This window comes from Streptomyces sp. NPDC059092, from assembly GCF_042756365.1.
Taxonomy (GTDB): domain Bacteria; phylum Actinomycetota; class Actinomycetes; order Streptomycetales; family Streptomycetaceae; genus Streptomyces.
The window spans coordinates 1-26,122 of sequence record NZ_JBHZEJ010000030.1; the positions used below are offsets into that span (position 1 = coordinate 1).

Annotated in this window: 20 protein-coding genes and 1 pseudogene; 15 read left to right on the plus strand and 6 right to left on the minus strand. The window is 72.7% G+C overall.

Annotation, left to right across the window (positions count from 1 at the left end):
• Window positions 1–153: 153 nt before the first annotated feature.
• Window positions 154–453, minus strand: coding sequence for a hypothetical protein (locus ACFXPL_RS18980; RefSeq protein ID WP_384920316.1), 300 nt, complete (start codon window positions 451–453; stop codon window positions 154–156).
• Between the two features lie 152 nt (window positions 454–605).
• Window positions 606–1,400, minus strand: a complete 795-nt coding sequence (locus ACFXPL_RS18985) for a hypothetical protein (RefSeq protein ID WP_384920318.1) — start codon at window positions 1,398–1,400, stop codon at window positions 606–608.
• Between the two features lie 675 nt (window positions 1,401–2,075).
• On the opposite strand from ACFXPL_RS18985, the gene ACFXPL_RS18990 reads away from it, so the two are divergent.
• Window positions 2,076–2,291, plus strand: coding sequence for an I78 family peptidase inhibitor (locus tag ACFXPL_RS18990; RefSeq protein ID WP_384920321.1), 216 nt, complete (start codon window positions 2,076–2,078; stop codon window positions 2,289–2,291).
• A 99-nt stretch (window positions 2,292–2,390) separates the two neighbouring features.
• On the opposite strand, the gene ACFXPL_RS18995 is transcribed toward ACFXPL_RS18990, so the two are convergent.
• Window positions 2,391–3,401: a phosphatase PAP2 family protein gene (locus tag ACFXPL_RS18995; protein WP_384920324.1), complete on the minus strand. Its 1,011-nt coding sequence runs from the start codon at window positions 3,399–3,401 to the stop codon at window positions 2,391–2,393.
• A 426-nt stretch (window positions 3,402–3,827) separates the two neighbouring features.
• On the opposite strand from ACFXPL_RS18995, the gene ACFXPL_RS19000 reads away from it, so the two are divergent.
• Both ACFXPL_RS19000 and ACFXPL_RS19005 read left to right on the plus strand, forming a co-directional pair.
• Entirely contained in the window at window positions 3,828–5,618 is a 1,791-nt protein-coding gene (locus tag ACFXPL_RS19000) for an MFS transporter (RefSeq protein WP_384920327.1), read from the plus strand.
• A 77-nt stretch (window positions 5,619–5,695) separates the two neighbouring features.
• Window positions 5,696–6,928, plus strand: coding sequence for an acyl-CoA dehydrogenase family protein (locus ACFXPL_RS19005; RefSeq protein WP_384920330.1), 1,233 nt, complete (start codon window positions 5,696–5,698; stop codon window positions 6,926–6,928).
• Between the two features lie 10 nt (window positions 6,929–6,938).
• Here ACFXPL_RS19005 and ACFXPL_RS19010 read toward each other — a convergent pair whose 3' ends face one another.
• Window positions 6,939–7,376, minus strand: coding sequence for a cell division protein SepF (locus ACFXPL_RS19010; RefSeq protein ID WP_384920333.1), 438 nt, complete (start codon window positions 7,374–7,376; stop codon window positions 6,939–6,941).
• Between the two features lie 177 nt (window positions 7,377–7,553).
• On the minus strand, window positions 7,554–7,757 hold the full coding sequence (locus ACFXPL_RS19015; protein WP_384920529.1) for a hypothetical protein: 204 nt from the start codon (window positions 7,755–7,757) through the stop codon (window positions 7,554–7,556).
• 51 nt (window positions 7,758–7,808) lie between these two features.
• Between ACFXPL_RS19015 and ACFXPL_RS19020 the strand changes: the two are divergent.
• The 7 genes and pseudogenes from ACFXPL_RS19020 (at window position 7,809) to ACFXPL_RS19050 (ending at window position 16,339) form a co-directional block, all read left to right on the plus strand.
• A pseudogene (locus tag ACFXPL_RS19020) lies at window positions 7,809–8,814 on the plus strand (hypothetical protein).
• Window positions 8,815–9,236: 422 nt separating this feature from the next.
• Window positions 9,237–11,264, plus strand: a complete 2,028-nt coding sequence (locus ACFXPL_RS19025) for an FAD/NAD(P)-binding protein (RefSeq protein WP_384920336.1) — start codon at window positions 9,237–9,239, stop codon at window positions 11,262–11,264.
• Window positions 11,265–11,271: 7 nt separating this feature from the next.
• Entirely contained in the window at window positions 11,272–12,354 is a 1,083-nt protein-coding gene (locus ACFXPL_RS19030) for an LLM class flavin-dependent oxidoreductase (protein ID WP_384920339.1), read from the plus strand.
• A 128-nt stretch (window positions 12,355–12,482) separates the two neighbouring features.
• Complete coding sequence (locus ACFXPL_RS19035; protein WP_384920512.1) at window positions 12,483–13,781, plus strand: NtaA/DmoA family FMN-dependent monooxygenase; 1,299 nt, start codon at window positions 12,483–12,485, stop codon at window positions 13,779–13,781.
• A gap of 5 nt (window positions 13,782–13,786) precedes the next feature.
• A complete protein-coding gene (locus ACFXPL_RS19040; protein WP_384920342.1) occupies window positions 13,787–14,587 on the plus strand; it encodes a DUF1684 domain-containing protein in 801 nt (266 codons plus the stop codon).
• Between the two features lie 251 nt (window positions 14,588–14,838).
• Window positions 14,839–15,738 carry a S1 family peptidase gene (locus ACFXPL_RS19045; RefSeq protein ID WP_384920345.1) on the plus strand — a complete coding sequence of 300 codons (900 nt, stop codon included), beginning with the start codon at window positions 14,839–14,841 and terminating at the stop codon, window positions 15,736–15,738.
• 121 nt (window positions 15,739–15,859) lie between these two features.
• Complete coding sequence (locus tag ACFXPL_RS19050) at window positions 15,860–16,339, plus strand: hypothetical protein (protein WP_384920347.1); 480 nt, start codon at window positions 15,860–15,862, stop codon at window positions 16,337–16,339.
• Between the two features lie 30 nt (window positions 16,340–16,369).
• On the opposite strand, the gene ACFXPL_RS19055 is transcribed toward ACFXPL_RS19050, so the two are convergent.
• Entirely contained in the window at window positions 16,370–17,290 is a 921-nt protein-coding gene (locus ACFXPL_RS19055) for a DUF4231 domain-containing protein (RefSeq protein WP_384920350.1), read from the minus strand.
• A 245-nt stretch (window positions 17,291–17,535) separates the two neighbouring features.
• On the opposite strand from ACFXPL_RS19055, the gene ACFXPL_RS19060 reads away from it, so the two are divergent.
• The 5 genes from ACFXPL_RS19060 to fxsT all read left to right on the plus strand — a co-directional run bounded on the left by ACFXPL_RS19060 (window position 17,536) and on the right by fxsT (window position 26,103).
• Window positions 17,536–17,700, plus strand: a complete 165-nt coding sequence (locus tag ACFXPL_RS19060) for an FXSXX-COOH protein (protein WP_384920353.1) — start codon at window positions 17,536–17,538, stop codon at window positions 17,698–17,700.
• Between the two features lie 63 nt (window positions 17,701–17,763).
• Window positions 17,764–20,007, plus strand: a complete 2,244-nt coding sequence (gene fxsBH, locus ACFXPL_RS19065) for a radical SAM/SPASM protein FxsBH, inactivated beta-hydroxylase extension form (protein ID WP_384920356.1) — start codon at window positions 17,764–17,766, stop codon at window positions 20,005–20,007.
• Window positions 20,000–20,797: an aminoglycoside N(3)-acetyltransferase gene (locus ACFXPL_RS19070; RefSeq protein WP_384920358.1), complete on the plus strand. Its 798-nt coding sequence runs from the start codon at window positions 20,000–20,002 to the stop codon at window positions 20,795–20,797. The genes fxsBH and ACFXPL_RS19070 overlap by 8 nt, the downstream gene beginning before the upstream one ends.
• A 34-nt stretch (window positions 20,798–20,831) precedes the next feature.
• On the plus strand, window positions 20,832–22,163 hold the full coding sequence (gene fsxC, locus ACFXPL_RS19075) for an FxsC protein (RefSeq protein ID WP_384920361.1): 1,332 nt from the start codon (window positions 20,832–20,834) through the stop codon (window positions 22,161–22,163).
• Entirely contained in the window at window positions 22,147–26,103 is a 3,957-nt protein-coding gene (gene fxsT, locus ACFXPL_RS19080; protein ID WP_384920364.1) for an FxSxx-COOH system tetratricopeptide repeat protein, read from the plus strand. Before fsxC ends, fxsT begins: the two co-directional genes overlap by 17 nt.
• Window positions 26,104–26,122: the final 19 nt, after the last annotated feature.

Below are 26,122 nucleotides of genomic sequence, written 5' to 3' on the forward strand. Positions count from 1 at the left end.
CACAAAATCTCGTTGGGGGGGGGGCTCTGGGGGGGGCACTTATGGTGGGGGGGGGGGGGGGCCCCCCCCCGGGGGGGGGCCGGGCCCGGTTGCGCGGGGCCGGGCCCCCACCGCGTACGGCCGTGACGGCGGCCGCTCCGGTGTGTGAACGGGTCAGATCCCGCGACGCGGCCCCGGGGGCAGCGCCGGCCGGTCGGTCCTGGCCATGTGCTGCTGGCGGGGATCCCGCTGCCAGGACCCCGGGTAGTGCGTCTGCGCGGGACCGAAACCGCTGTGGCCGCCGTAGACGTGGTGGGGTCCGTGCAGCCCGGTGCCGAACGCCGTGAAGCCGAGGTTCTCCTCGTTGCTCCGGTCGCCCGGCAGCGCTCTGAAGGACCTGCGGAACTCGGAGTAGAGCGCGTCGTAGATCGGGGTCGTCGAGAACCCGTCCGCTCCGTCCTGCGCCGGGCGCATCGAAGGGATCTGGCTCTGGTACTGCGGGCGCGAGGGGTCGTATGAGTGCACGTACGTGCCAACGACCCCGCCGTCCGTCGGATGCGGGCTGCCCGGGGAATTCGCCGGCCCCGGGAAGGGGCGCAGCCGGCGGGTGGGGCGCGTGGCCTCGTTCACGTGCCGGCCAGCGGCATCAGGGCGGCGACCAGGTTCCCGTTGGCGGCGGCCTTCTCCAGGGCGTCGCGCAGCAGGTCCTCGCGGGGCTGCTGGCCGATGGACCCGACCGGCGCGGCGAAGACCAGCACGCGCTGCGACTTGTTGGCCGCCGTCCGCCACCCCTCCGTGACCTGGAGCGGCTGGTGGGCCTGCCACCAGGCGGTCGGGGAGCCGCCGCCGGTACCGGGCTGGAGCACGGCGTGGAGCTGGCCCATGGCGAGCAGCACCGACCAGCCCGGGTTCTGCGCGGGCACCGACTCCAGGGTGTTGACCGGCTGGAAGCCCTGCTCGATCAGGAGCGACAGGAACTCGTCGGTGGCCGAGTCGGAGCCCGGCCGGGCGATCGGGGCCGTCGGCTCGACGACGAGGGCGGGGTGCAGGTCGTCCTCCAGCAGCACCAGACCGCTGGTGACACCGAGTACGGCCTGCCCGGGAGCGGCGCTGGGGGCGGCGGCCCGGGACGGCTGGGGCTGCTCGCCGCCGGTGATCGACCGGACGGCGCCCTGGAGCTGGTCCTCGGCGACCTGGACGACCTGGGAGGGGATGCAGGTGGCGTGGGCGAAGGCGAGAACCGCGGTCTCCTCGCCCACGAACAGAACGGTGCTGGTCCGCTCCTGTTCGGAGTCGCCGGGGGTCCGGCAGGAGGTGCAGTCGTAACTGCCCGGGGAGTTCTCGCCGGCGAGCAGCCGGTCGGCTTCCTCGTCGCCGATCTCGGCGCGGACGTCCTCGCTGACATCGAGCATGCGCGGCACGGGTGGCTCCTCGAACTCGGTGCGTGGGCCGGGCTGTTCCCGGCTCGTACAGAGACAACGGGTGAGCCGTGGCCCGGGTCACGCGCCCAGGCGTACAGAATCGAACCGTCCGGCGCGCCGCCCTGGCGGGTGGCCGGAACCGGTACGCCCCGGCCGGACCGGGTTACCGGCACGCCCGTACCCCGGTCCGGACAGCTCCCAGGTCAGTGCGTGGATGAGTCGACAAGTCGGGATGGCGGTGCGTCGTGGTGGTGGCCGGATCCTGTTGCTGCTTCCGGTGGCCTCCGCGGCCACGGGCCCCGGCCGGGCGTGGGCCGGGCGGGCAGCGGGCGCCGGCCGGGCACGGGGCGGCTCGCGTGCGGGGGGTGCGGGGAAATCGTGAATTCGTCCGGCATGCCCATGGCGCCCCCATTGTGTAACGCCGGTTTGTGCCCCTCTTATTGAGAGGAATTCACGGAGCGAAATTCATGCGATCTTCAGGGCTTCGGAATTATCGACGCGTGCGAGGTGACTGGTCCGTAAGAGTGAAGCCGTTCACGCTCGGAGAGTGTCGGGAACCTGTGACACAAGCGTGACCGCCGGGCGACGCGCACGTTCCTCTCCCGGTATCGGACGGCTTCCGGTCACCTTCCGTTCCGCTTCCTTCGGGGCTCCCCGGCGCCTACGGTGAGTGGTATGGCACCCATACCGACTCCCCCCCGACAGCCCGACGACGCACCCGAGTCCTATGTCGGACTCGACGCCGAGAGCGCCGAGCGGCAGGCTCGCGGGCGCGGCTGGACCCATCTCAGGGCGCTGCCCCCGGGCTCGATCATCACGATGGAGTTCGTCGTCGGCCGGCTCAACTTCGAGGTCGACGGCGGCAAGGTCGTCCGCTGCTGGGCCGGCTGAGCGCCACGGACCCACCGGTACGACGAAGCCCCGGCCTGAGCCGGGGCTTCGTCGCGTCGCGGGGGAGACGGCCTGTGCGTACCGCCCCCGTGAGGGCTCTCAGCCGCCCGTCAGGGGCCGGGAGCGGGGTGGGCGGCGGCTGCCGCCCACCGGGGTGACCGGGGTCCGCTCCGAGCGCACCGCGTGCTGCCGGGGCTGGGCGGTGGTGAGCTGTACGGTGCTCCGGCCGCCCGTGGTCCGGCCACCGTGAGCCGGTCCGATCGTCTCGCAGGGCGTGCCCTCCACGGCCTGCTGCGCGCCCTGGGGCACCGTCTCGGGGCGCCTGGGCAGCCCGGTCTCCGTGCCCGGTCCCGTCACGGGGGCGGTCGGGGTCGGGCCCCGGCGCACGCGCCAGCGCTCGCGGACCGCGAAGACCGCCTGCTCGGCGCGGCCGATCAGCGGCTCCGCCCACGGCAGCCCCAGCAGGATCAGCAGACCGGCGGCCCAGCCGAGGAGCACATCGCTCAGCCAGTGCGTACCGAGGTAGACGGTCGTCGCGCCGACCCCGAGCGCCACCAGCGACGACATGACCGAGAGATAGCGTCTGGCCCGGGGCGTGGTGGCCAGATAGGCCAGGATTCCCCAGGTCACCACGGCGTTCGCGGTGTGGCCCGAAGGAAATATATCGCCGCCCGCGAAGAGTTCGGCCGAGCCGATCTGCGTCGCGTAGTGGGGGCCGAGCCGCCCGAGGCCGAGCTTGACCGCGCCGACGGTCACGTTGAGCAGCAGCAGCGCGGCGCCGAGGGTCAGCAGCGGGCGCAGGGTGTGCTGGCGCCAGGAGCGCCAGCCCAGCCAGGCCGCGATCATCACGGCCGTCGGGCCGCGCTGGCCGAGCACCACGAAGTAGTCCAGGTAGGGGTGCACGGCCGGCCACTGCTGGTAGGGCCGGAAGAGCATGATCTTCCAGTCGATGATCACCAGCGAGGACGAGACGAGCACGGCGATGACGATGGCGAGATAGAACGCCAAGGTCCCGCCGAAGAGAACCTTACGAGTGCGGCTCATCCGCGGGATCTCTATCTTCGGCGGTTCCGGCTCCCGGTCCAGGCGGGCAAAGATGTCGGTACGCACGTAAAAGACGTTACAGCGAGTGAGTGTGTGACCCGGCCGATCCGGTCCCTTCGTGATGACGATGTGATGTGGACTATGTCTCGGATCACATTTCCGCAGGAGTCGTTCCTGAAATCGCCAGGGCCCTTCGGCCCTATTCATCGGGACGCCGTTCCGGGGAGTGTCTTTCCGCGGAACCGAATTAGTTCACCGAGGCGTCGCGCGGAATTTCCCTCACGCTCGTGTCGCGCCCGGGGCCCCCTCCTGGCGCGGGCGACGTGGCGTACGCCACACTCCCTGGTCAGAGCGGTGAGAGATGCACCACGCGCCACGCGGGAACACTCGCGTACGCTGACGGCTCACTCGCCCGTCGATGCCGGGCCACCCCGAGGGACCCGTGTCCCCGTTGGCCCGCCGAGCGCGAGGGACGCATTGGGAGGTACGCAGATGTCCGGGACCACCACGGCCGGAGCGCGGGCGCGTGCGGCCGGTGGCGGTGCGAACCGCTGGATCGTCCTGCTGATCCTGTGCGTCAGCCTGCTGCTGGTCGCGCTGGACGCGACCGTGCTGCACGTCGCCGTACCGGCCGTCACCGCCGATCTCCGCCCGAGCGGGGTCGAGCTGCTGTGGATCGTGGACGCCTACCCGCTCGTCTGCGCGGCGCTGCTGATCCTCTTCGGCACCCTCGGCGACCGGATCGGGCGCCGGCGGGTCCTGTTGACGGGATACGCGCTCTTCGGGGTCGCCTCGGCGCTCGCCGCCTTCGCCGACACCCCACTGATGCTGATCGGGGCGCGCGCCCTGCTCGGGGTCGGCGGCGCGATGATCATGCCGGCCACCCTCTCCATCCTGCGCGCGGTCTTCCCCGACCGGCGTGAACGGGCCATGGCCATCGGGATCTGGACGGCGGTCGCCGCCGTCGGGGCCGCGGTCGGCCCGGTGCTGGGCGGCTTCCTCGTCGAACACTTCTGGTGGGGCTCCGTCTTCCTGGTAAACCTCCCGCTGCTGGCGCTCCTGCTGCCGCTCGGCCGCTTCGTACTGCCGGAGTCCAAGGGCGCCGGTGACGGCCCCTGGGACGTCCTCGGCGCGCTGACGGCCGCGGCCGGGGTGCTCGGGGTGGTCTTCGGCGTGAAGCGGCTCGGTGCGGGGGAGGGGCCGCTCGGGCCGATGACGCTCGCCCCGCTCTGCGTCGGGGTCGCGCTCCTCGTCCTCTTCGTCCGGCGGCAGCGGCGCAGGGCCCATCCGCTGATCGACGTCCGGATGTTCGCCAGGCCCACGTTCTCCACCTCCGTCGGCTGCATCGTCCTCGCCATGCTCGCGCTGGTCGGCCTGGAACTGATCGCCGTCCAGTACCTCCAGCTCGTGCTGGGACTCAGCCCGCTGGAGACCGGGCTGCGGCTGCTGCCCCTCACCTTCGCCGCCATGGCCGCCGGGGTCACCGGCTCCGTCACCCTGCGCCGGGTGGGGCCGCGCCGGATGGTGGCCTGGGGGTTCGTCCTCACCGCCGTCGCCGTCCTGCTGCTGGTCATGATGGGCCAGCACGACCGGCCCGCGCTGCTGACCACCGGGTTCGTGCTGCTCGGCTTCGGGCTCCAGACCACGCTCTTCGGGGCGTACGAATCGATGCTCAGCGAGGCCCCGCCGGAACAGGCGGGCGGCGCGGCGGCGATCGGCGAGACCTCGTACCAACTGGGCGCGGGCATCGGGATCGCTCTGCTCGGCAGCGTGATGAACGCGGTGTACGCGCCCGCGGTGACATCGCTGAAGGGCGTCCCGCCGGCCGCGAGCACGGCCGCGTCGGACTCGCTCGGCGAGGCGTACCAGGTGGCCACCCGGCTGGGCGGGCCCGCGGGGCAGGCGCTGCGGGCGGCGGCGCGCGAGTCGTTCGTCCACGGTCTCCATGTGACGCTGCTGGTCAGCGCCGGTCTGCTGCTGCTCGGCGCGCTGGCGGCGCTGCGGCTGCCACGGGCCATGGAGTGCCCGGCGCCCGCCACCGCCGAGAAGAAGGCCGCCGAGGAGCAGGCCGGCAAGGAGAGGGCGGACAAGGGGGAAGGCACGCACGCCGTGGCCTCCGGGCCCGCCGCGTCCTCCGCGCCCGAGGGGCGCCCGCCCGCGCGCGGCGCCGAGCGGCCCCGGCCGGCCGATCACCGCCCGCCCCGCATGCGCACCTCACCCGAGACGGGCGTGCCGGCGGGCCGGGGACCCGCCCGGGCCGGGTCTGGACGGGCTCCACGCTGAGCCGTAACGTTCGGCGCCGATGCGGTGTGTCGTGATCGACTCACCGTCCGTTCCGTGCGAGCCGCCGGAGGCGTGCCATGTCCGTACCGTCAGCCGCCGAGCCGCCGCCCTTCGACCCGGGCGACCCCCTCGGTCTCGACGATCTGCTCGATCCGGAGGAGCGGGCGATCCGGGACACCGTGCGCGCCTGGGCCGCCGACCGGGTACTGCCGCACGTCGCCGGGTGGTACGAACGCGGCGAGCTGCCCGGCGTCCGTGAACTGGCCGAGGAACTCGGCTCCCTCGGCGCGCTCGGCATGTCCCTGACGGGGTACGGCTGCGCGGGTGCGAGCGCCGTCCAGTACGGACTGGCCTGCCTGGAGCTGGAGGCGGCCGACTCCGGCATCCGCTCCCTGGTCTCCGTCCAGGGCTCGCTCGCCATGTACGCGATCCACCGCTACGGCTCCGAGGAGCAGAAGGAGCGGTGGCTGCCCGGGATGGCGGCGGGCACGACCATCGGCTGCTTCGGCCTCACCGAGCCCGACCACGGCTCCGACCCGTCGGGCATGCGGACGTACGCCCGGCGCGACGGCAGCGACTGGGTGCTCGACGGACGCAAGATGTGGATCACCAACGGCTCGGTGGCGGGCGTCGCCGTCGTCTGGGCGCGGACCGGCCCCGAGGGTGACGACGGCGGGAACGGCGCCGGAGGCGGCGGGGTCAGAGGGTTTCTCGTGCCGGCCGGCACCCCCGGTTTCTCCGCCCCCGAGATCCGTCACAAGTGGTCGCTGCGCGCCTCGGTCACCAGCGAACTGGTCCTGGACGGCGTACGGCTGCCCGCCGACGCCGTACTCCCCGGGGTGACCGGGCTGCGCGGGCCGCTGAGCTGTCTGAGCCACGCGCGCTACGGCATCGTCTGGGGCTCCATGGGCGCCGCGCGCGCCAGTTTCGAGGCCGCGCTCGGCTACGCGCGGACACGGGAGCAGTTCGGCCGGCCGATCGGCGGCTTCCAGCTCACCCAGGCCAAACTCGCCGACATGGCGCTCGAACTGCACAAGGGGATCCTGCTCGCCCACCATCTGGGGCGGCGGATGGACGCGGGCCGGCTCCAGGCCGAACAGGTCAGCTTCGGCAAGCTGAACAACGTACGGGAGGCGATCGAGATCTGCCGGACCGCGCGGACGATTCTCGGCGCCAACGGGATCTCGCTCGAATACCCCGTGATGCGCCACGCGACCAACCTCGAATCGGTGCTCACCTACGAGGGCACCGTCGAGATGCATCAGCTCGTGCTGGGCAAGGCGCTCACCGGCCTCGACGCGTTCCGGTGAGCCGCCCTGCTCAGCTCTGGTTGAAGAAGCCGTCCTGCGGGCGGCCGACGGCGTCACCGGTGACGATCTCGGTGTCGGCCGGGCTGAGCAGGAAGACCCGGGTGGCGACCCGGTCGATCGAACCGCGCAGACCGAAGATCAGTCCCGCGGCGAAGTCCACGACGCGCTTGGCGTCGCCGGCGTCCATGGAGGTGAGGTTCATGATGACCGGGGTGCCGGCCCGGAAGAGTTCGCCGATGGCCCGGGCGTCCCGGAAGGACTCCGGGGAGACCGTGGCGATTCTGCGGTCCTGCTCCTGGGCGGGAGACTCGGGGGCGACCCGCATACGGGGCTCGCTCCGCCAGGTCTCGCCGTTCTCCGAACCTTCGGCGTACTCGTCGTCGTAGTAACGCTCGTCGTTGTCCTCAACGAGGCCCAGCCAGGCACTCGCCTTGCGCACCGATCCCATGGACGCCTCCTTTCACCGCGGTCACTTGAAGTTCCCTATCCCTATCGTCGTCCATCATGCGGATCGTGCGCCAAGGGGATAGTCGGCGCGCAGGCGATTCGTGACGGTACTGGTGCAGAAGATGTGGCGATTCGTCAAGGTTCTTCCAGGATACGGGCCCTGAGATGGTGCAAAATATTACGTTCCGGCCAGATGGGTGACGTTGACGTCGTCCGGGTGAACGGGCCGCTCGATGCGATGCTTCGCGCACAGCGGAACGGCACCCGGGGGAACGTCGTGTTCGGAATCGTCGGGCCCCGCACGCATCGGCTCGGCAACGGTCTCAAAGCGGAGTGGACGGCCCATCTCTGTGGACTCTGCCTGGCACTTCGCGCCGATCACGGGCGGCTCTCCCGGGTCGTCACCCACGACGACGGCCTGATCGTCCCGGTCCTGACGGAGGCTCAGACCGGTCCGGCCCCGGAGCCGCGCCGCACCGCCGGGCCCTGTCCGCCGCGCGGCACGCGGACCGCGCCGGTCGCGCGGGGCGAGGGCGCGCGGCTCGCCGCCGCCGTCTCGCGCGTGCCGGCCTCGGCGAAGATACGGGACCACGTCGCCGACGGGGACGGGCCGTTGCGGCGCGGGCCGCCGGCCGCCGCCGCGCGCCGGGTCGCCACCTGGACCGGGCGGGCGCGCGGACCGGCGCGGAGCTCGGCTTCGACACCGCCGTCCTGGTCGACGCCGTCGACCGGCAGCCGGGCATCGAGGCCCTGGCCCGCCCCGGCACCCCGCTGCTCACCGTGACCGAGCCGGCCGAGACCGCGACCGCCGCGGCCTTCGCGTACACCGCCGTCCTGGCCGGGCGGCCGGGGAACAGGGCGCCGCCGGCCGAGGCGGGGCGGCTCTTCGGGCGGCTCGCGCACCTCCTGGACGCCGTGGAGATCAGAGAACTGACGCGGTATCAGGCGCGTGGAACCCGCTCACCGCGACCGGCGCCTCGCGCGCGCGGGCCCGCCGGCTCGCCGACGACGCCGTGCACGGCATCCGGCTCGCGCTGCGCGACGCGGAGTTCACCGACGACCGCCTGGCGCACGTCCTGCTCACGCACGAACTGCGCGCCTCGGTCGACCGCGCCTTCGGCACGACACGGTGCGCGCACACCGGGAGCGGCGCCCCGCACGACGCCCCGGGCGGGCTCCCGCCGGGTTTCCCCGAGGGCCCCGGGAAGCCGCCCGGGAAGCGCGGGTTCCCGGCCGGCTGCGCGGTCTTCACCGGGCTTCTCCGCACCTGCCGGATGTGCTGCGCGAAGGAGTACGAGGGTCCCTGGTCGCGGCGGAAGCGCGAAGGTTCCTGCCGCGACGCCGATCGCTGTGAGTGCTGCGACTGCTGTGAAGGGTGCGGTAACTGCTGTGAGACCTGCGGGAACTTCTGTGGCTGCTGCGACCGCGGGGGCGTCTGACGGCACCTGAGGGCGCGCGTCGGACGACCGTACGGGCGGGCACGAGGGGAGGGGAGGAGCCTGGAGCGCTGCGTGTGAAGGCACGCGGAAAACGGCGCGGCGAGCGCCGGGAGAACACGGGGCGGAGCAGGGCGTCAGCTCAACAGGAAGAGGACCACACGCGACCGAAGTCGATGTGGGAGCGCTTGACCAGCCACTGCTGCGAGTACATGAACCCAAGTGGAACAGGCATCCGTTTCCGAGTCAACCGGCCCCGTGCCGGGCTGAGACGGTTGGCTCACAGTACGGACAGGCTTGACAACAGGCCGTACGGGCCGCATAGCCTCATCCCCGCAGACGGACCCCGCTGAGGGGCTCGGTCCGTCCGCGTTCCGCGTGAAGGCACCTCCCGTGTTCGATCTCTGCATCCACGGAGCCTTCCCATGCCCGCGTCACCGGATCCGGACCCCGTCCGCACACCTCCCGTCACCCCGTCCGTCGTCGTGGTCGGCGCGGGCCCGCGCGGCACCGGCTTCCTGGAGCGGATCGCCGCCAACGCGCCGTCCCTGTACGGCGGTCTGCCGCTGGACATCCATCTCGTCGACCCGTTCCCGCCCGGCGCGGGGCGGATCTGGCGTCGCGACCAGTCCCCGCTGCTCTGGATGAACTCCATGGCCGAGGACGTGACGATGTTCACCGACGACTCGGTCGTGCTGGAGGGCCCCGTACGCCCCGGCCCCGCCCTCGACGCGTGGGCCCGCGACATCACGGCGGGCCGCACCCGCCTCGCCGTAGCGCCCCCGGCCGATGCCGCCGTGTCCCCGTCCGAGGACGGCGGGGGCCGGGCCGGGCTCCTCGCCGAGATCGCCGCCCTCACCGGGCAGAGCTTCCCCAGCCGCCGGGTCCAGAGCGCCTATCTGAGCTGGGTGTACGAGCGGACGGTGGCCGCCCTGCCACCCGGCGTCCGGGTCCATCTCCACCCCACCCACGCGCTGCGCGTCTCCGGGGAGCGCGGCGGCCGTCAGCGCGTGCTGCTCGCCGGGCGGGCCGCACCGCTGGAGGCCGATCTCGTCGTCCTGACCCTCGGCCATCTTGACGCCGAACCCGACCCGGAACAGGTGGAGCTGGCCGGATTCGCACGCCGCCACGGGCTGCTCCACCTGCCGCCGGACTTCACGGCCGACAGCGACCTCTCCGCGCTGCCCGCCGGTGAGCCCGTCCTCGTGCGCGGCTTCGGGCTCGCCTTCGTCGATCTGATGGTGCTGCTCACCGAAGGGCGCGGCGGCCACTACACGGGCGGCGACGCCCCGTCCGACGAGCTGGTCTACCACCCCTCCGGGCGCGAACCCGTCCTGCACGTCGGCTCGCGGCGCGGCGTCCCGTACCACTCCAAGATCGGTTACGGGCTGGCCGGTGACCGCCCCCCGCTGCCGCGTTTCCTCGGACCCGCGCAGATCGACGCCCTGCTGGCACGGACCGAGCGGCCCGACTACGCCCGCGACATCCGGCCCCTGGTCGAGAAGGAACTCGGCTTCGCCCACTACCACCGGCTCTTCACCGCCCACCCCGGGCGCACCCTCGTCGGCTGGGCCGACTTCGAGGAGAAGTACGCGGCGGCCGACCCCGGGAGCCCCGAACTGGACGCCCTGGTCGGCGCGGCCGTCCCCGACCCCGCCGACCGGCTCGACCTCGCCGCGCTCGACCGGCCGCTGGACGGGGCGCGCTTCGCCTCGTACGACACGCTCCAGGGCGGCCTGCGCACCTACATCACCGGTGACCTGGCCCGCCGGCACGACCCGGCCCACAGCGCGGACCTCGGGGTCTTCCTCGGGCTGCTCTCCGTCTACGGCCAGCTCGTCCGCCTCGGCGACCTCGGCGACCCCGGCGGGCGGTGGCACGGCTTCTTCAGCCATCTCGCCTCGGGACCGCCGGGGCCCCGGCTGCGGCAGCTCCTCGCGCTCTCCCGGGCCGGCGTCGTCCGCTTCCTCGGCGCCGGCACCACCGTCGAGGCCGACGAGCGCCAGGGGCTCTTCCGGGCCGGCAGCGCCTCCGTACCGGGGGAGTACGTCGAAGCCCGCGCCCTGGTCGAGGCCCGGCTCCCCGACCCCTCGCCGGAGCGCACCCTCAGCCCGCTGCTGCGCGCCCTGTACGACGAGGGGGCCGCCGCGATCTCCCCGGGCGGGCTGGTGCGGGTCGACCCCGGGGACGGCCGGCTCGTGGAACGCGACGGCCGCCCGCACCCGCGCCGCTTCTCGCTCGGCCCGTACACCACGGCGCGCTCCAGCGGGGCGTTCACCCGGCCGCGTACCGGCGGGCCCGCGTTCCGCCAGAACGACGCCACCGCGCGGACCGTCCTCACCCTGCTCGCCGAGGCGTCCGCCGGCCCGGTCCGCGCGCCCTCCCCGGACGCCGCGCGCCGTCCCCTCACTCGACGGACGGGCCCGACCAGCCCGTCGGAAGCCGGAAGGTAGGCCCGTCATGACCGCCACCCGCCCCCTGCACCTCGCCGCCGAGATCGGTGGCCCGCCCCGGTACGACGCCGCGTCGTACGTGGACCTCGCCCGGCTCGCCGAGCGCGGCTCCCTCGACTTCGTGACCCTCAGGGACTCCTTCGAGCGGCCGGGCCCCGACGCGCTCGCCGTGCTCGCGCGGGTCGCCCCCGCCACCGAACGCGTCGGCCTCGTCCCCACCGTCACCACCACCCACACCGAGCCGTTCCACCTCTCCACGGCCCTCGCCACCCTGGACTGGGTGAGCCACGGCCGCGCGGGATGGCTTGTCGACGTGTCGACCAACACCGCGCAGGCCCGGCTCTTCGGCCGCCGGCCCGCCGCGCCCCCGTCCGAGCTGTGGCGGGAGGCGGGCGAGGTCGCCGACGTGGCCGCCCGGCTCTGGGACAGCTGGGAGGACGACGCCGAGATCCGCGACACATCGACAGGACGCTTCGTCGACCGCGACAAGCTGCACCATGTCGACTTCCAGGGCGCCACGTTCACCGTGCGCGGCCCGTCCATCGTGCCGAGGCCGCCGCAGGGGCACCCCGTCACCGTGGTCGACATAGCGACCGGACGCGCCCCCGCCCTCACCGAGACCGCCGCCCGGCACGCCGACGTCGTCCTGATCAGGGCGGGCCGGCCCGGGGAGGCGGCGGCCCTCCGCGAACGGCTGCGGGCCCGCGCAGCCCTCCACGGCCGTGACCCCTCCACCCTGCGGGTTCTGGCCGCGCTCACCCTCGACTTCCACGACGGCGAACACCCGCGGGAAGCGGGCCCCGCGAACGGGGCGCACACCGCCGCCGGCGCGGCGGGCGCGCACTACCGGGGCGGGCCCGTCGACCTCGCCGACCTCATCACCCGCTGGCACGGCGGCGGCGCCGTCGACGGCTTCCACCTGACCCCCGTCGAACCCCACCGCGACCTCGAACGCCTGGTCAACGGCACCGTCGCGGTCCTCCAGCACCGCAGCCTCTTCCGTACCTTCCACCCGGGCGGCACCCTCCGCGAACACCTGGGCCTCGCCCGGCCCGCCAACCAGTACACGACCGCCGGGGGAGCGTCATGACCACAGAGCCGACCACGCCGACCGGGGCGACCACGCCGACCGGGGTGACGCCGCCGACCGGGACCACCACGCAGCCGACCGGGACCACCGCCCCGGCCTCGCCCGCGCGCCCCGGGGCGCGCAAGCGGATCCATCTCGCCGCGCACTTCCCCGGCGTCAACAGCACCACCGTCTGGGCCGACCCCCGCTCCCGCTCCCAGATCGACTTCTCCTCCTTCGAAGCGCTGGCCAGGACCGCCGAACGCGGCACCTTCGACTTCTTCTTCCTCGCCGAGGGGCTGCGGCTGCGCGAACACAACGGCCTCATCCACGATCTGGACGTCGTCGGACGCCCCGAATCGCTCACCGTCCTGAACGCGCTGGCCGCCGTCACCGACCGGCTCGGCCTCGCCGCCACCGTGAACGCCACCTTCAACGAGCCCTTCGAACTGGCCCGCAGGCTCGCCACCCTCGACCACCTCAGCGCCGGCCGCGCCGCCTGGAACGTGGTCACCTCCTCGGACGCCTTCACCGGGGAGAACTTCCGGCGCGGCGGCTACCTCGACCGGGCCGACCGCTACACCCGGGCCGCCGAGTTCGTCCGTACCGCCCGCGAGCTGTGGGACTCCTGGACGCCGCCCGCGCCGGGCGCCCCGTACGGCACGCCCCGGCCCTTCGCGCACTCCGGGCCGCAGTTCGAGATCGCGGGCGAGTTCACCGTCCCTCGCTCCCCGCAGGGCCACCCCGTGATCATCCAGGCGGGCGACTCCGACGAGGGCCGGGAGTTCGCCGCCTCCGCCGCCGACGTGATCTTCACCCGGCACGGCACACTGGACGCGGGCCGCGCCTTCTACGCCGACACCAAGGCCCGGCTGGCCGCGTACGGCAGGAAGCCGGACGACCTCAAGATCATGCCCGGGGTCACCGTCGTCCTCGGCGACACCGACGCCGAGGCGCGCGAGCACGCCGCCGAGATCCGCGCACAACAGGTCTCCCCGCAGAACGCGCTGCTCGCCCTGGAGCAGGTCTGGGGCCGCGACCTCTCCGGGTACGACCCGGACGGGCCGCTCCCCGCGATCGACCCCGACCCCGACTCCTCCCTGGTCCAGGGCCGGGTACGGGTCGGTGACCCGCTCGCGGTGGCCGCCAGGTGGCGGGCGCTGTCCGAGGCCAAGGGGCTCTCCATCCGCCGGACCGTCATCGAGACCACGGCCCGGCAGTCCTTCGTCGGCGCGCCGGAGACCGTCGCGCGGGAGATGGACACCTTCGTCTCCTCCGACGCGGCCGACGGCTTCATCCTCGTACCCCATCTCACCCCGGGCGGGCTCGACGACTTCGTCGACCGGGTGGTCCCGCTGCTCCGGGAGCGCGGAGCCTTCCGCACGGAATACGAAGGCACCACCCTGCGCTCCCATCTCGGGCTCCCCGACCCGGTATGGAAAGGTTGAACAGCATGACAACGGAAAACCCGCCCGTACCCGCCCAGGAGTGGGCGAGCTGGCACGAACACCGCACCGCCACGGTCTCCGCCCCGTACGGACCGCTCGCCCTCACCGGCACCCACTGGCTCGCCGACCACTCCGACGGCGCCCTCCCCGGCCTCCCGGGGAGGTGGCGCGAGGACGGCGACACGATCGTGCTGAGCGCGGCGGCCGGGGACGGACTGACCGCCGACGGCGAACCCCTCACCGGTGAGATCGGGCTCGGCGCCGACACCGGCCCCTTCGCGGAGTCCCGGATCGCGGCCGGACCGCGCAGGCTGGTCGTGCTGCGCCGCGAAGGACTGTGGGCCGTAAGGGACTTCGATCCGGAGTCGGCCGCGCGCCGCGCTTTCCGCGCCATCGACGCCACCCCGTACGACCCGGCCTGGACGCTGCCGGGCCGCTTCCGGCCGTACGAGGCGAGCCGCACCGTACGGGTCGAGAACGCCGACGGCCGGGAGCGGGGGCTCGGCCTCGGCGGGGAGATCGCCTTCACCGCCGGCGGTACGGAACACACACTCCAGGTCGCGGTGGAGCCGGACGGCGCGCTGTGGGCGGTCTTCGCGGACGCCACCAGCGGCCACGGCGGCTTCCCCTTCCGCTTCCTGCGCCCCGCGGCCCCGGCCGCCGACGGGACGGTCACGGTCGACTTCAACCGGTCGCTGCTCCCGCCCTGCGCCTTCGCCGACCACTTCATCTGCCCCTTCCCGCCGCCCGGCAACACCCTTCCCATCGCCGTTCCCGCGGGCGAGCGCGCGGTCCTCACGGACTGACACCGGCGTGTGTCCGCCGCCCGGGTGCCGCACCCCACGCGGCGCCCGGGCACCGTACGCCCCACTGGTCATCCGAGCGGCCAAAAGCCGCCCTTGCGGGGGGAGTTGAGGCCGCCAATACTCCCGTGCAGCGCCGGTCGAGGCGCGGCGCGTCCCGGGGATCGCCCCGGACGTCCCGCGCCGCCGACCGCGCCTCACGGGCCCCTGAACCCCACCAACGGGCCCCCGATTCCCTTCGGGAGGAACGACCAGTGAGGATCAAGCGCACCAACCCCCTCAACGGCGTGGCAAGACGCATACGTCTGATCGCCGTCACCACCGGAATAGCCGCCGCGGCGGCCCTCGCGATACCCACCGCGAACGCCGCCCAGGCCACCACGTTCAGCGCGAGCCAGCTCACCGCGGCGAGCGAGGCCGTCCTGGAGGCCGATGTCGCGGGCACCGCCTGGGCCGTCGACCCGGCGAGCAACTCCCTCGTCGTCCAGGCCGACTCCACCGTCACCCAGGCCGGGATCGACTCCCTGAAGCGGGCCGCAGGCGCCAACGCGGGCGCGCTGCGCGTCGAGCGCACCACGGGCACGCTCTCCAAGCTCATCTCGGGCGGTGACGCCGTCTACGCCACGAGCTGGCGCTGCTCGGCCGGGTTCAACGTCCGCAGCGGCAGTACGTACTACTTCCTGACGGCGGGCCACTGCACCGAGGGCCTGCCGGCCTGGTACACCAGCTCCGCGCACACCACGAGCATCGGCCCGTCGGCCGGCACCAGCTTCCCCGGCAACGACTACGGCCTCGTGCGTTACTCGAACACCGCGCTGGCCCACCCGGGCACCGTGGGCAGTGTCACCATCACGGGCGCGGCCAACGCGACCACCGGGATGTCCGTCACACGCCGCGGCTCCACGACCGGCATCCACAGCGGTTCGGTGACGGGCCTCAACTACACGGTGAACTACGGCAGCGGCGACGTCGTGAGCGGCCTGATCCGTACCACCGTCTGTGCCGAGCCGGGTGACAGCGGCGGGTCGCTCTACTCGGGCTCGCTCGCCATCGGGCTGACCTCGGGCGGCAGCGGTAACTGCACCTCCGGCGGTACGACGTACTTCCAGCCGGTGACGGAGGCCCTGAGCGCCTACGGGGTCACACTCGTGTAGACGACACGCTCGTCCAAGCGCGGGGCGAGTCTCCGTCCGGTCGCCGGACGGGGGCTCGCCCCCTGTCTCTGAGAGAATGCCAGGGTGTGCGCCGCAGAGGGACCGGGGGGGCCGTGAAGCAGTGAAACGCATCGGAGTGACCGGCCACCGGAACATCCCGGCCGAGGCGTACGCGCACATCAGGGGCGCCATCGCGGCCGTACTGCACGGCCAGGGGGGATCCATGGAGGCGCTCTCCAGCCTCGCGGTGGGCGCGGACCAGCTCTTCGCCGTTCTCGCGCTGGACCACGGCGCCGAGCTGACCGTGGTCATCCCCAGCGGCGACTACGAGGACGATTTCGAGGACCCGGCCGAACTCGACGGCTACCGGCGGCTCAAGGACCGGGCCACCCTGGAGGTCCGGATGGCCTACCCGCACTCCACCGACGAGGCGTACTACGCGGCGGGCACCTACATCGCCGACAACTGCGACCGGCTGCTCGCGGTCTGGGACGGCCGCCCGGCCCGCGGTCCCGGTGGTACGGGCGACATCGTGCGCTACGCGCGCGAGCGCGGGAAGCCGGTCACGGTGATCTGGTGCGAGGGCGTGGAGCGGGCCTGAGGCGACCTGCTCCACGCCTTCGCCCCGGGTTCAACTCCGGTGGCGTACGAGCCAGTCGGTGTGCTGCGGGGAGACGATGCGCTCGGTCTCGTACACCGCGTTCGCCCACTGCTCCTCGGTGACCATCGTCTCCATCGCCGTGTGCATCGCCGCCAGGTCCTCCTCCACCAACGAGTGGGCGGAGATGAGGGGCTGGTGCCGGCGGATCTCGCTCCACGCCAGACAGGCCGCCGCCGACGCCGACAACAGTCCCAGTACCGCACCGGAGTCGGTGACCGAGAACGTCCGCAGGACGGTGAGCAGCAGGGCCAGCAGGGTCAGCAGCGCGATGGTGGCCGACCAGAGGGTGGTGGCCCGGCGCGAGACGACCGTTCTGCGGTGGTACCAGTTCCGCTGCTCGATCAGCCGGTCCCTGACATACGTCTCCTTGCGGGCGCCGAAGGGCTTGTTCCGCAGCATCCGCATCGCGGGTGTGATCAGGTCCCCGGCGGCGCCCCGCCCGGAATCCGCCGCCTCCGGCGGGCTCTCCCGGGGGTCCTCCCAGCCCACCTTCCGCAACTCCGCGAGCCCCGCCTCCATACGGCCGGCGAACAGTTCGGCGGCTCCGGCGACCCCGGAGTCGAAGGGCGCGCCGTGCACCGCGTACCGCCAGGAGAGGGACTTGATGAACTCCGCCGCCGAGCGGTTGAGTTGCCAATGCGACTTTGCTCGCTGGCCCGCGGAGCGGAACGTGACCAGAAGCACACCCGCGTACGCCAACGCGCCGAAGGCGCTCACGAGTTGGAATGAACCACCGATCTTCCCCTGCCAGGGCAGCGACGTCAGCAGCGCACCCAGTACCAGCAGCAGGAGCTGGCGGCGGGTGGCGTTGACCGCTTCGCGCTGGCGGCGGATGGCGATCGCGTCCGCGTGATGGAAGAGAACCGGCAGATCAGCGTTTCGGAAGACCATGCTGTGCAGTGGTCCGCGTAAGTCGGCCATGCGCGCCCCCGTCTGCTGTTTTGTTGTCACTCGATCAGGTGTCACTCGATCAGCGGAACGGTCGGTCCCGCACCCGTTCGTGAACCCCCGGCAACGCTTTCGTCTCGTCCCCACGCGCCGAGTTGCCGCACGAGTTCATGAGAGTAAAGTCGAGCCGCTGACACTGCAACGGTGCGGTGTCTCCTGTACGACCGACATGACCAAGGACGGCCGCCGTGACCTCTCAGACCTCTGTCGTCTTCGCCACCGCGAAGAAGATCCGTGTCCCTCTCGCAGAGATCGATGTACGCGACGCCGGTGTCGCCAAGAAGCTCGGCCGTGTACTGCCCATGCCCAGCGGCCGTGTCGCGCGTGTGTCGAGCTTCAACTCGGCGCTCTAGTCGGCTCACTGACGGCGCTTCCGGCGGCGCTCCCGACTACGGAACGCGCTCTAGACTGGCGGAATGACAGGACCCCTGGTCCCCTTCCGCGAGATCGTTCTGAAGGTCCACAGCAGGTGCGATCTTGCGTGCGACCACTGCTACATCTATGAACACGCGGATCAGAGCTGGCGTACCCGCCCCAAAGCGATCTCTGACGAAGCGATGACCCGGACAGCTCAGCGACTGGCCGAGCATGCCACCACCCACGCCCTGCCCTCCGTGTCAGTGATCCTGCACGGAGGGGAGCCACTGCTCGCCGGCCCCGCCCGGCTCAGGCGCGTGTGCGAGGAACTGACCGCCGCCCTCGACGGCGTCGCCGACCTCGACCTGCGCATCCACACCAACGGTCTCCAGCTCTCCCCCCGCTACCTCGACCTCTTCGCGGAGTTCGGCGTCCGGGTGGGCATCTCCCTCGACGGCGACCGCGCGGCCAACGACCGGCACCGCAGGTTCGCGGACGGCCGCAGCAGCCACCCCCTGGTCCTCAAGGCCGTCGAACTCCTCCGGCAGGACCGCTACCGCCCCCTCGACCTCGGCCTGCTCTGCACGATCGACGTCGCCAACGACCCCGTCACCGTGTACGACGCGCTGGCCGCGCTCGATCCGCCGCGCATCGACTTCCTGCTGCCGCACGCCACCTGGGAGGAGCCGCCGCCGCGCCCGGACGGCTCGCCCACCGCGTACGCCGACTGGCTGCTCGCCGTCTTCGACCGCTGGGACGCACAGGGCCGGCCGATGCCCGTACGCCTCTTCGACTCCGTGCTCTCCACCCTGACCGGCGGCCCGAGCCTCACCGAATCGCTCGGCCTCGCCCCCACCGATCTCGTCGTCGTCGAGACCGACGGCACCCTGGAGCAGGTCGACTCCCTCAAGAGCGCCTACGAGGGCGCCGCCGCCACCGGGTTCGACGTCTTCACCCACACCCTCGACGAGGTCGCCGCCCACCCCGGCGTACGGAGCAGACAGCTCGGGCTCGCGGGCGTGAGCGAGGAGTGCCGGCGGTGCCCGGTCGTCCGCTCCTGCGGCGGCGGCCTCTACACCCACCGCTACCGGCCGGGGCCCGGGGCGGCCCCCGGCGGCTTCGACAACCCCTCCGTGTACTGCGCCGACCTGACGGCCCTCATCGGCGGGATCGAGGCACGGACCCGCGCCGAGACCGTCTCGCCCGCCCTCGGCCACCCCGCCGAACTGGTCGACGCGCAGCACGAGTTGACCCGTTCGATGCTGGCCGAGCTGCACGCCGCGCTGGACGGCCGGGGCGGCGGGCCCTGGCAGGAGGCGTGGGAGCTGGCCAACGCCGTCGAACGGTGCTCCGACGGGCTCGACGCGGTCTTCGCCCACCCCTACACCCGCACCTGGCTGGCCGAGGCGATCGCCGCCGCGCGCGACGGGCGGCCCGACGCGCCCGGCCTCGCGCACCAGGCGCGGAGGTACGTCGCCGCCGCGGTCCTCCGGGGCGGCCTGGACACACCCGTACGCGTCCACCACCGGGACGGCGTCCTCGTCCTGCCCACGCTCGGCGCGCTGCGGCTCGGCCCGCCCGGCGCCGACGGCGAGGCCGAGGTGCGCCTCGCCGAGAAGGGGTTCGTGGTGCGTACCGGCACCGCGGAGCTGCGGGTCGTCCGCGCCGACGAGACCACCGGGCCCTGGCGGCCCGTGCGCCGCCTCGGCCGGGACGGGGCGCCCGACCTCGCCCTGGACGACATCGACCCGTACCGCGACACCTTCGACGCCCCCGCCCACCCGGGGCTCGGCCGGGGCGAGGCCGCCGACTGGAGCGGCCGGCTCGCGGCGGCCTGGTCGCTGCTGCGCGACGCCGTCCCCGACCAGGCCGCGCAGGCCGCCGTCACACTGACCACACTGACGCCCCTCGGGCCGCCCGCGCCCACCCGGCGCCGGACACGCGCGGGGAGGCCCGCGTACGGCTACGGGGCCCTGGGCGTCCCCGTGGCGGGCGAACCCGGGGACCTGGCGCCCGTACTGCTGCGCGGCTTCCGCCGGGCCACCCTGCGGGCGCTGACCGAGGTCACCGACCTCTACGCGCTGGACGGCGCGTGGCACCGCCCCGCGCCCTGGCAGGAGAGAACGGTGCCCCTCTCCGAACTGCTGGCCGGGGCCCACGAACGCGTGGGCCTCGCGGCCTACGACCGCCGCTACCGTGACCACGCCCTGCGGGCGCTGGACACCCTTCAGGACGCGGCGGAACTCACGGTCGGCGGGAAGAGCCTGCTGACCACCTTGCACGCGGAGGCCGACCGTGTCTGACACCCCCCGTGATACGGAACCCCGTCCCACCGCCGAGGAACTGGCCCGCGAGCTGGCCACCCTCGGGGTCGTCCCCGGGACGACCCTGCTCGTCCACGCCTCCCTGCGGGGCACCGGTCTGGACGCCGACACCCTGCGCACCGCCCTGCTGACGGCGCTCGGGGAGGACGGCACCCTGGTCGTACCGGCCTTCACCGAGGAGAACTCCGACTCCTCCACCGCCCACCGGGCGCGGATCGCCGGACTGAGCCGCCACCAGGCCGCGGAGTTCCGCTCCCACATGCCGGCCTTCGACGCGCGGACCACCCCCTCCACGGGGATGGGCCGACTGGCCGAGTCCGTACGCACCAGCGAGGGAGCCGTACGGAGCACCCACCCGCAGAGCTCCTTCGCCGCGCTCGGGGCGCGCGCGGCCGAACTGCTGGCGGACCACCCGCTGCACAGCCACCTCGGCCCGGAATCCCCGCTCGGCGCGCTGGCCGAGGCCGACGCGCGGGTGCTGCTGGTCAACGTGGGGTACGGCGCCTGCACCGCGTTCCATCTCGCCGAATACCGGCCCGGCGCGACCACACGTTCTTATCACTGTGTGGTGAAAGCGCCGGACGGATCACCGCGCTGGGTGGAATATGAGGATGTGCACCTCGACGACAGTGATTTCGGGGCGATTGGAGCCGCGTTCCCTTGGGGACTTGAGCAGAAGGGACAACTGGGAGGTGCGGTCGGGCGCCTTTTCCCGATGAAGGACGCGGTGGCGCACGCCACGGTGTGGATGGCCGCAAAAAGGCGTTGAACGACGTGGGTGTTCACCACAGGACGGGGGTCGTGTGCACGCGTCACCGCAGCAGCGAGCGGCCGACCATCGGCCGTATTTCTTCCTGAGCTACGCGCATACACCCAGGGACGGCGCCTCCGGAGCCGACCCGGACATGTGGGTGCAGAAGCTCTTCCGGGACCTGTCCGAGCACGTGATGGCCATGACGGACCTGCCGGCCGGGGCCCAGGCCGGGTTCATCGACCGGGAGATGCGGTCGGGGGAGGGCTGGTCGGAGCGGCTCGCCGATGTGCTCGCCACCTGCCGGGTGTTCGTGCCGCTGTTCTCGCCGCGCTACTTCGCCAGCGAGATGTGCGGCAAGGAGTGGTACGCCTTCGCCCAGCGCGTCATCTACGAGCAGGCCAAGAACAACACCACGGCCGAGGCGATCGTCCCGGCCCTCTGGGTGCCCGTACCGGCCCGCCAACTCCCTGGCCCCGCCGAGCGGTTGCAGTTCAACCACCGGGACTTCGGGGACCGCTACGTCACCGACGGGCTCTACGGGCTGATCAAACTCCGGATCTTCGAGGACGAGTACCAGCGGGCCGTCTACGAACTCGCCAAACGCATCGTCAGCGTCGCCGACACCGCCGCGATAGGCCCCGGGCGCCCCGTCGACTACCGCAGCGCGCCCAGCGCCTTCGGTGCCAGCGGCGGACCCCGCCCGATGCAGGTCACCGTGGCCGCGCCCACCCGGCACGGCCTGCCGGAGGGCCGTACGGCCGACTACTACGGGGGCATGGCCCAGGACTGGAACCCCTACCACCCCGACTCGGCGAGGCCGTTGGCGTATGTCGCCCGGGACCTGGTGCGCTCCCTCAACTACCAGGCGGACATCGTCTCGTTCGACGAGGTCTCCGTACCCCACGAAGGCAAACAGGCCCCCGTACGGCCGGAGATACTGCTGGTCGACCGGTGGGCCCTGAACGACGAGGAACAGCGCGAGCGGCTCGCCGCGTTCGACGCCGAACACCGGCCCTGGGTGAGCGTCGTCGTCCCGTGGAACCGCGAGGACGAACAGAGCCGTGCGGCCCAGGCCGAGTTGAGCGAGAAACTCGAACGGACCATGCCCAAGAAGATGGGGCAGGGCCGCGCCGCCTGCCGGGCCGCCGCCAAAGGCGTACCCAGCATGGAGGCCTTCGGCCAGATCCTGCCCCAGGTCGTCGAAGCGGCGGCCCAGCAGTACCTGCGGCACGCGGAGGTCTATCCGCCGGCCGGCGGCAGCCACATCGAACGGCCGCGGCTGCGCGGCCCGATGGCCGCCGAGTACGCCACGACGCACTACGTTCCCCAGACGCACGACCTGGCGCCCGATGCGGAGGACACGGATGACAGCACGTCGTGACGGACGCATCGTCACCTTCTACTCGTACAAGGGCGGTACGGGCCGCACCATGGCCCTGGCCAACACGGCCTGGATCCTGGCCGCCAACGGAAAGCGCGTCCTCGCGGTCGACTGGGACCTCGAAGCGCCCGGCCTGCACCGCTTCTTCCACCCCTTCCTCGACCCCTCGACCCTCGGCGCGACCACCGGGGTCATCGACGTGATCACCGAGTACGCCTGGGCCGCGACCAGCCCGGCGGAGCGCCCCGACGACTGGCACCGCGCGTACGCGCGGATCCAGCCGCACGCCGTCTCGCTCACCCCGGAACACCTCGGCTGGGAGTTCCCCGACGGCGGCACCCTCGACTTCGTCTCCGCGGGACGGCAGAACCGCGAGTACTCCGCGACCGTCTCCACCTTCGACTGGGACAACTTCTACGACCGGCTCGGCGGCGGCCACTTCTTCGACGCGCTGCGCGAGGACATGAAGGCCCACTACGACTACGTCCTCATCGACAGCCGCACCGGCCTCAGCGACATCGCCGACATCTGCACCGTCCACCTGCCCGACGTCCTCGTCGACTGCTTCACCCTCAGCGACCAGTCCATCGACGGCGCCGCCGCCGTGGCCCGCCAGATCGACGAGCGGTACGCCGGCCGGGGCATCCGGATCTTCCCCGTACCGATGCGCATCGACGAGGGCGAGAAGGAGAAGGCGGACGCCGGACGCGCCCTGGCCCGGCTGAAGTTCGACCGGTTCCCCACCGGGCTCACCGGGGAACGTCTCACCGCCTACTGGGGCGCGGTGGAGATCCCGTACCGCCCCTACTACGCGTACGAGGAGACCCTGGCGACCTTCGGGGACGAGGCGGGGCTCTCCAACTCCCTGCTCTCCGCCTTCGAACGGCTCACCGCCTACGTCACCGAGGGCGCCGTCACCACGATGCCCGCCGTCGGCGACGAGGCCAGGCTGCGGATCAGGGACGCCTTCACCCGGCGCAGGCCCGCGCTCCCCGCCGATCTCCACCTCAGCTACGTGGCCGAGAACCGGATGTGGGCCGACTGGATCGAATCCGTCCTCAGCCGGGCCGGGTTCCGCGTCGTACCGCGCGACGTCTCCGCCGAACCGCCCGCCGCGCCCCGGGCCGGCGACACGGGATCGCTCTCGATCCACCACGACAGCGCCAGCCGTACGGTCGTCCTGCTCTCCGCCGCCTACCTCAAGTCCGCCCGCGCCGTGGAGGTCTTCTCGCGCTCCGCCTCCGAGGACCCCGGCGGCGCCCGGCGCCGGCTGCTGCCGGTGCGCGTCGGTGACGTACGGCTCACCGCCCCGTACATCGACCGCAACCCCGTGGACCTCTTCCGCCTGGACGAGACGCAGGCGACTACAGCGCTGCTGCGCGCCCTGGAACGCCCCGTCCAGCTCGCCGACGCCGTCGCGCCGGGGCCGCGCTTCCCCGGCACCGTCCCCAAGATCTGGAACGCGCCGGCCCGCAACCCCGGCTTCACCGGACGCTCCGCCGTACTGGAGCGGATGCGCGACCAGCTCGGCGGCGGCATGGCCGTCGTCCTGCCGCAGCCGCAGACCCTGTACGGGCTCGGCGGCATCGGCAAGACCCAGGTGGCGCTGGAGTACGTGCACCGCTTCATGGCCGACTACGACCTGGTGTGGTGGATCTCCTCGGAGCAGACCGCCGACGTGGTCGCCTCCCTCGCGGAGCTGGCCGTACGGCTCGGCGCGCGGGGCGGCGACGACATGGCGGCCGCCTCGATGGAGGCCGTCGACCTGCTGCGGCGCGGAGTGCCCTCCACCCGCTGGCTGCTGGTGTTCGACAACGCGGACGACCCCGAACTGGTCCAGCGCTACTTCCCGCCCGGCGGGCCAGGCCACGTCCTGGTCACCTCCCGCAACCAGACCTGGTCCCAGTACGGTGACGCGCTGCCCGTCGACGTGTTCCTGCGCGAGGAGTCCGTCGAACACCTCCAGCGGCGCGCCCCCGGGCTGAACCTCGTGGACGCCGACAAGGTGGCCACCGCGGTCGGGGACCTGCCGCTCGCCGTCGAACAGGCCGCCGCGTGGATCGCGGAGACCGCCACACCCGTCTCCGAGTACCTGGACCAACTGGGCCAGCAGGCGGCCGGGGTACTGGCGCTCAACCAGCCGGCCGGCTACCCGGAGCCCGTCGCCGCGACCTGGAACATCTCCATCGACCGGCTCAAGGAGCGCTCACCGGCCGCGGTGCGGCTGCTCCAGCTCTGCGCCTTCTTCGCCCCCGAGCCGATCTCCGCGAACCTCCTCTACAGCAAGGAGATGATCGAGGCGCTCAAGCCGTACGACGTCTCGCTCCAGGAGACACTGGTGCTGGGCCGGGTCATCCGGGAGATCGGCCGGTTCGCGCTGGCCAAGGTGGACCAGGTCGGCAACAGCATCCAGGTGCACCGGCTGGTCCAGGCGATCATCCGGGCCCAGCTCACCGAGGAGGAGCAGCGGGACGCCCGGCACGCCGTCCACCGGATCCTCGCGGGCGCGCGCCCCGACGGCGACGAGCCGATCGACAACCCCGGCACCTGGGACCGGTTCCAGACGATCTGGCCGCACCTCATCACCTCGGAGGCGAGCCTGTGCCGGCGCCCCGAGACCCGCAGGCTGCTGATCGACCGGGTGCGCTACCTGTGGAAGCGCGGCGATCTCCCCGCCGCCTTCGAACTCGCCGGCGAGCTGCGCGAACTGTGGCGCGAGACGCTCGGCAACGACGACCCGCAGTATCTGTACCTGCGTTTCCATCTCTCCAACATCTTCCGCTCGCAAGGCCGTTACGTGGAGGCCCGGGAGCTGGACGAGGAGACCCTGACCCGGCAGCGCAGGGTGCTCGGGGCGACCCATCCGCACACGTACATGACCACCAGCGGACTCGCGATGGACCTCGGCACGCTCGGCGAGTACGCCAAGGCGATGGAGCTGGCGACCGAGGCCCACGAGGGGTTCAGCGGGATCTTCCACGAGTCCCACCCGAGGACGCTCGCCGCCGCCAACAACCGGGCGCTGAACCTGCGCATGGTCGGCCGGTACGCCCAGGCGCGCGAGATGGACCAGGAGGTCTTCGACCGGCGGACCGAGGTGCTGGGCCCCGAGCACCCGTACACACTCTCCTCCGCCACCAGCCTCGGGCGCGACCTGCGGGAGATCGGCCGGTACGAGGACTCGGTCGCGGTGCTCAGCCGGACGTACGCCCTCTACAAGGAGCGGATGGGGCGGGCGTTCCCCGGCACCCTCGCGGCGGCCAAGAGCCTGGCGGTGTCGCTGCGCAGGGCGGGGCTGCTGGAGGACGCGCGGCGGCTGACCACGGCCACCAGGAACCGCTACCGGGCCAAGTACGGCGCGGACACCAACCCGGACACCCTCGCCTGCGATCTCAACATGGCCGCCGACCACTTCGCCGCCGGGGAGCCGGTGGCGGCCAGGGACCTGACGCAGGAGGTCGTCGACCAGTACCTGCGGGTGCCGGGCGCCCGGCACCCGTACACCCTCGCCGCGATCAACAACCTCGGCGTCTTCCACTGGGGGTGCGGGGCACCGGAGTTGGCGCAGCAGCTGCTCCTCGGAGCGCTGCGGACGATGCGGGAGGTGCTGGGCGACGAACATCCGCACACGCTCTTCTGCAGGGTCAACCTCGCCAACGCCAAGGCGGACCTGGGCGAGTTGGACGAGGCGCTGGTGACCGAGCGGAGCGCGGTGGCGGGGCTGCGCGTCTCGCTGGGCGCCCGCCATCCGGAGACGCTGGCCGTCACCTCCAACATGTGTGTCACGCTCGGCGCGTTGGGCCGCAAGGGCGAGGCGGCGCAGCTCCGGGTGGAGACCGTGGAGGAACTGGTCAGGCTGCTGGGCGAGGAGCACGCGCTGACCCGCTTCGCGCGGGACGACCGGCGGGTCTACCGGGACCTGGAGCCGCTGGCGGTGTGAGGCGTACGGGTACGAGTAC

Coding starts and splice junctions, on each gene's coding strand:
- ACFXPL_RS18980 (WP_384920316.1), bottom strand. CDS start 453: ATGCGCCCGGCGCAGGACGGAGCGGACGGGTTCTCGACGACCCCGATC.
- ACFXPL_RS18990 (WP_384920321.1), top strand. CDS start 2,076: ATGGCACCCATACCGACTCCCCCCCGACAGCCCGACGACGCACCCGAG.
- ACFXPL_RS19000 (WP_384920327.1), top strand. CDS start 3,828: ATGTCCGGGACCACCACGGCCGGAGCGCGGGCGCGTGCGGCCGGTGGC.
- ACFXPL_RS19005 (WP_384920330.1), top strand. CDS start 5,696: ATGTCCGTACCGTCAGCCGCCGAGCCGCCGCCCTTCGACCCGGGCGAC.
- ACFXPL_RS19010 (WP_384920333.1), bottom strand. CDS start 7,376: ATGGGATCGGTGCGCAAGGCGAGTGCCTGGCTGGGCCTCGTTGAGGAC.
- ACFXPL_RS19025 (WP_384920336.1), top strand. CDS start 9,237: ATGCCCGCGTCACCGGATCCGGACCCCGTCCGCACACCTCCCGTCACC.
- ACFXPL_RS19030 (WP_384920339.1), top strand. CDS start 11,272: ATGACCGCCACCCGCCCCCTGCACCTCGCCGCCGAGATCGGTGGCCCG.
- ACFXPL_RS19040 (WP_384920342.1), top strand. CDS start 13,787: ATGACAACGGAAAACCCGCCCGTACCCGCCCAGGAGTGGGCGAGCTGG.
- ACFXPL_RS19055 (WP_384920350.1), bottom strand. CDS start 17,290: ATGGTCTTCCGAAACGCTGATCTGCCGGTTCTCTTCCATCACGCGGAC.
- fxsBH (WP_384920356.1), top strand. CDS start 17,764: ATGACAGGACCCCTGGTCCCCTTCCGCGAGATCGTTCTGAAGGTCCAC.
- fxsT (WP_384920364.1), top strand. CDS start 22,147: ATGACAGCACGTCGTGACGGACGCATCGTCACCTTCTACTCGTACAAG.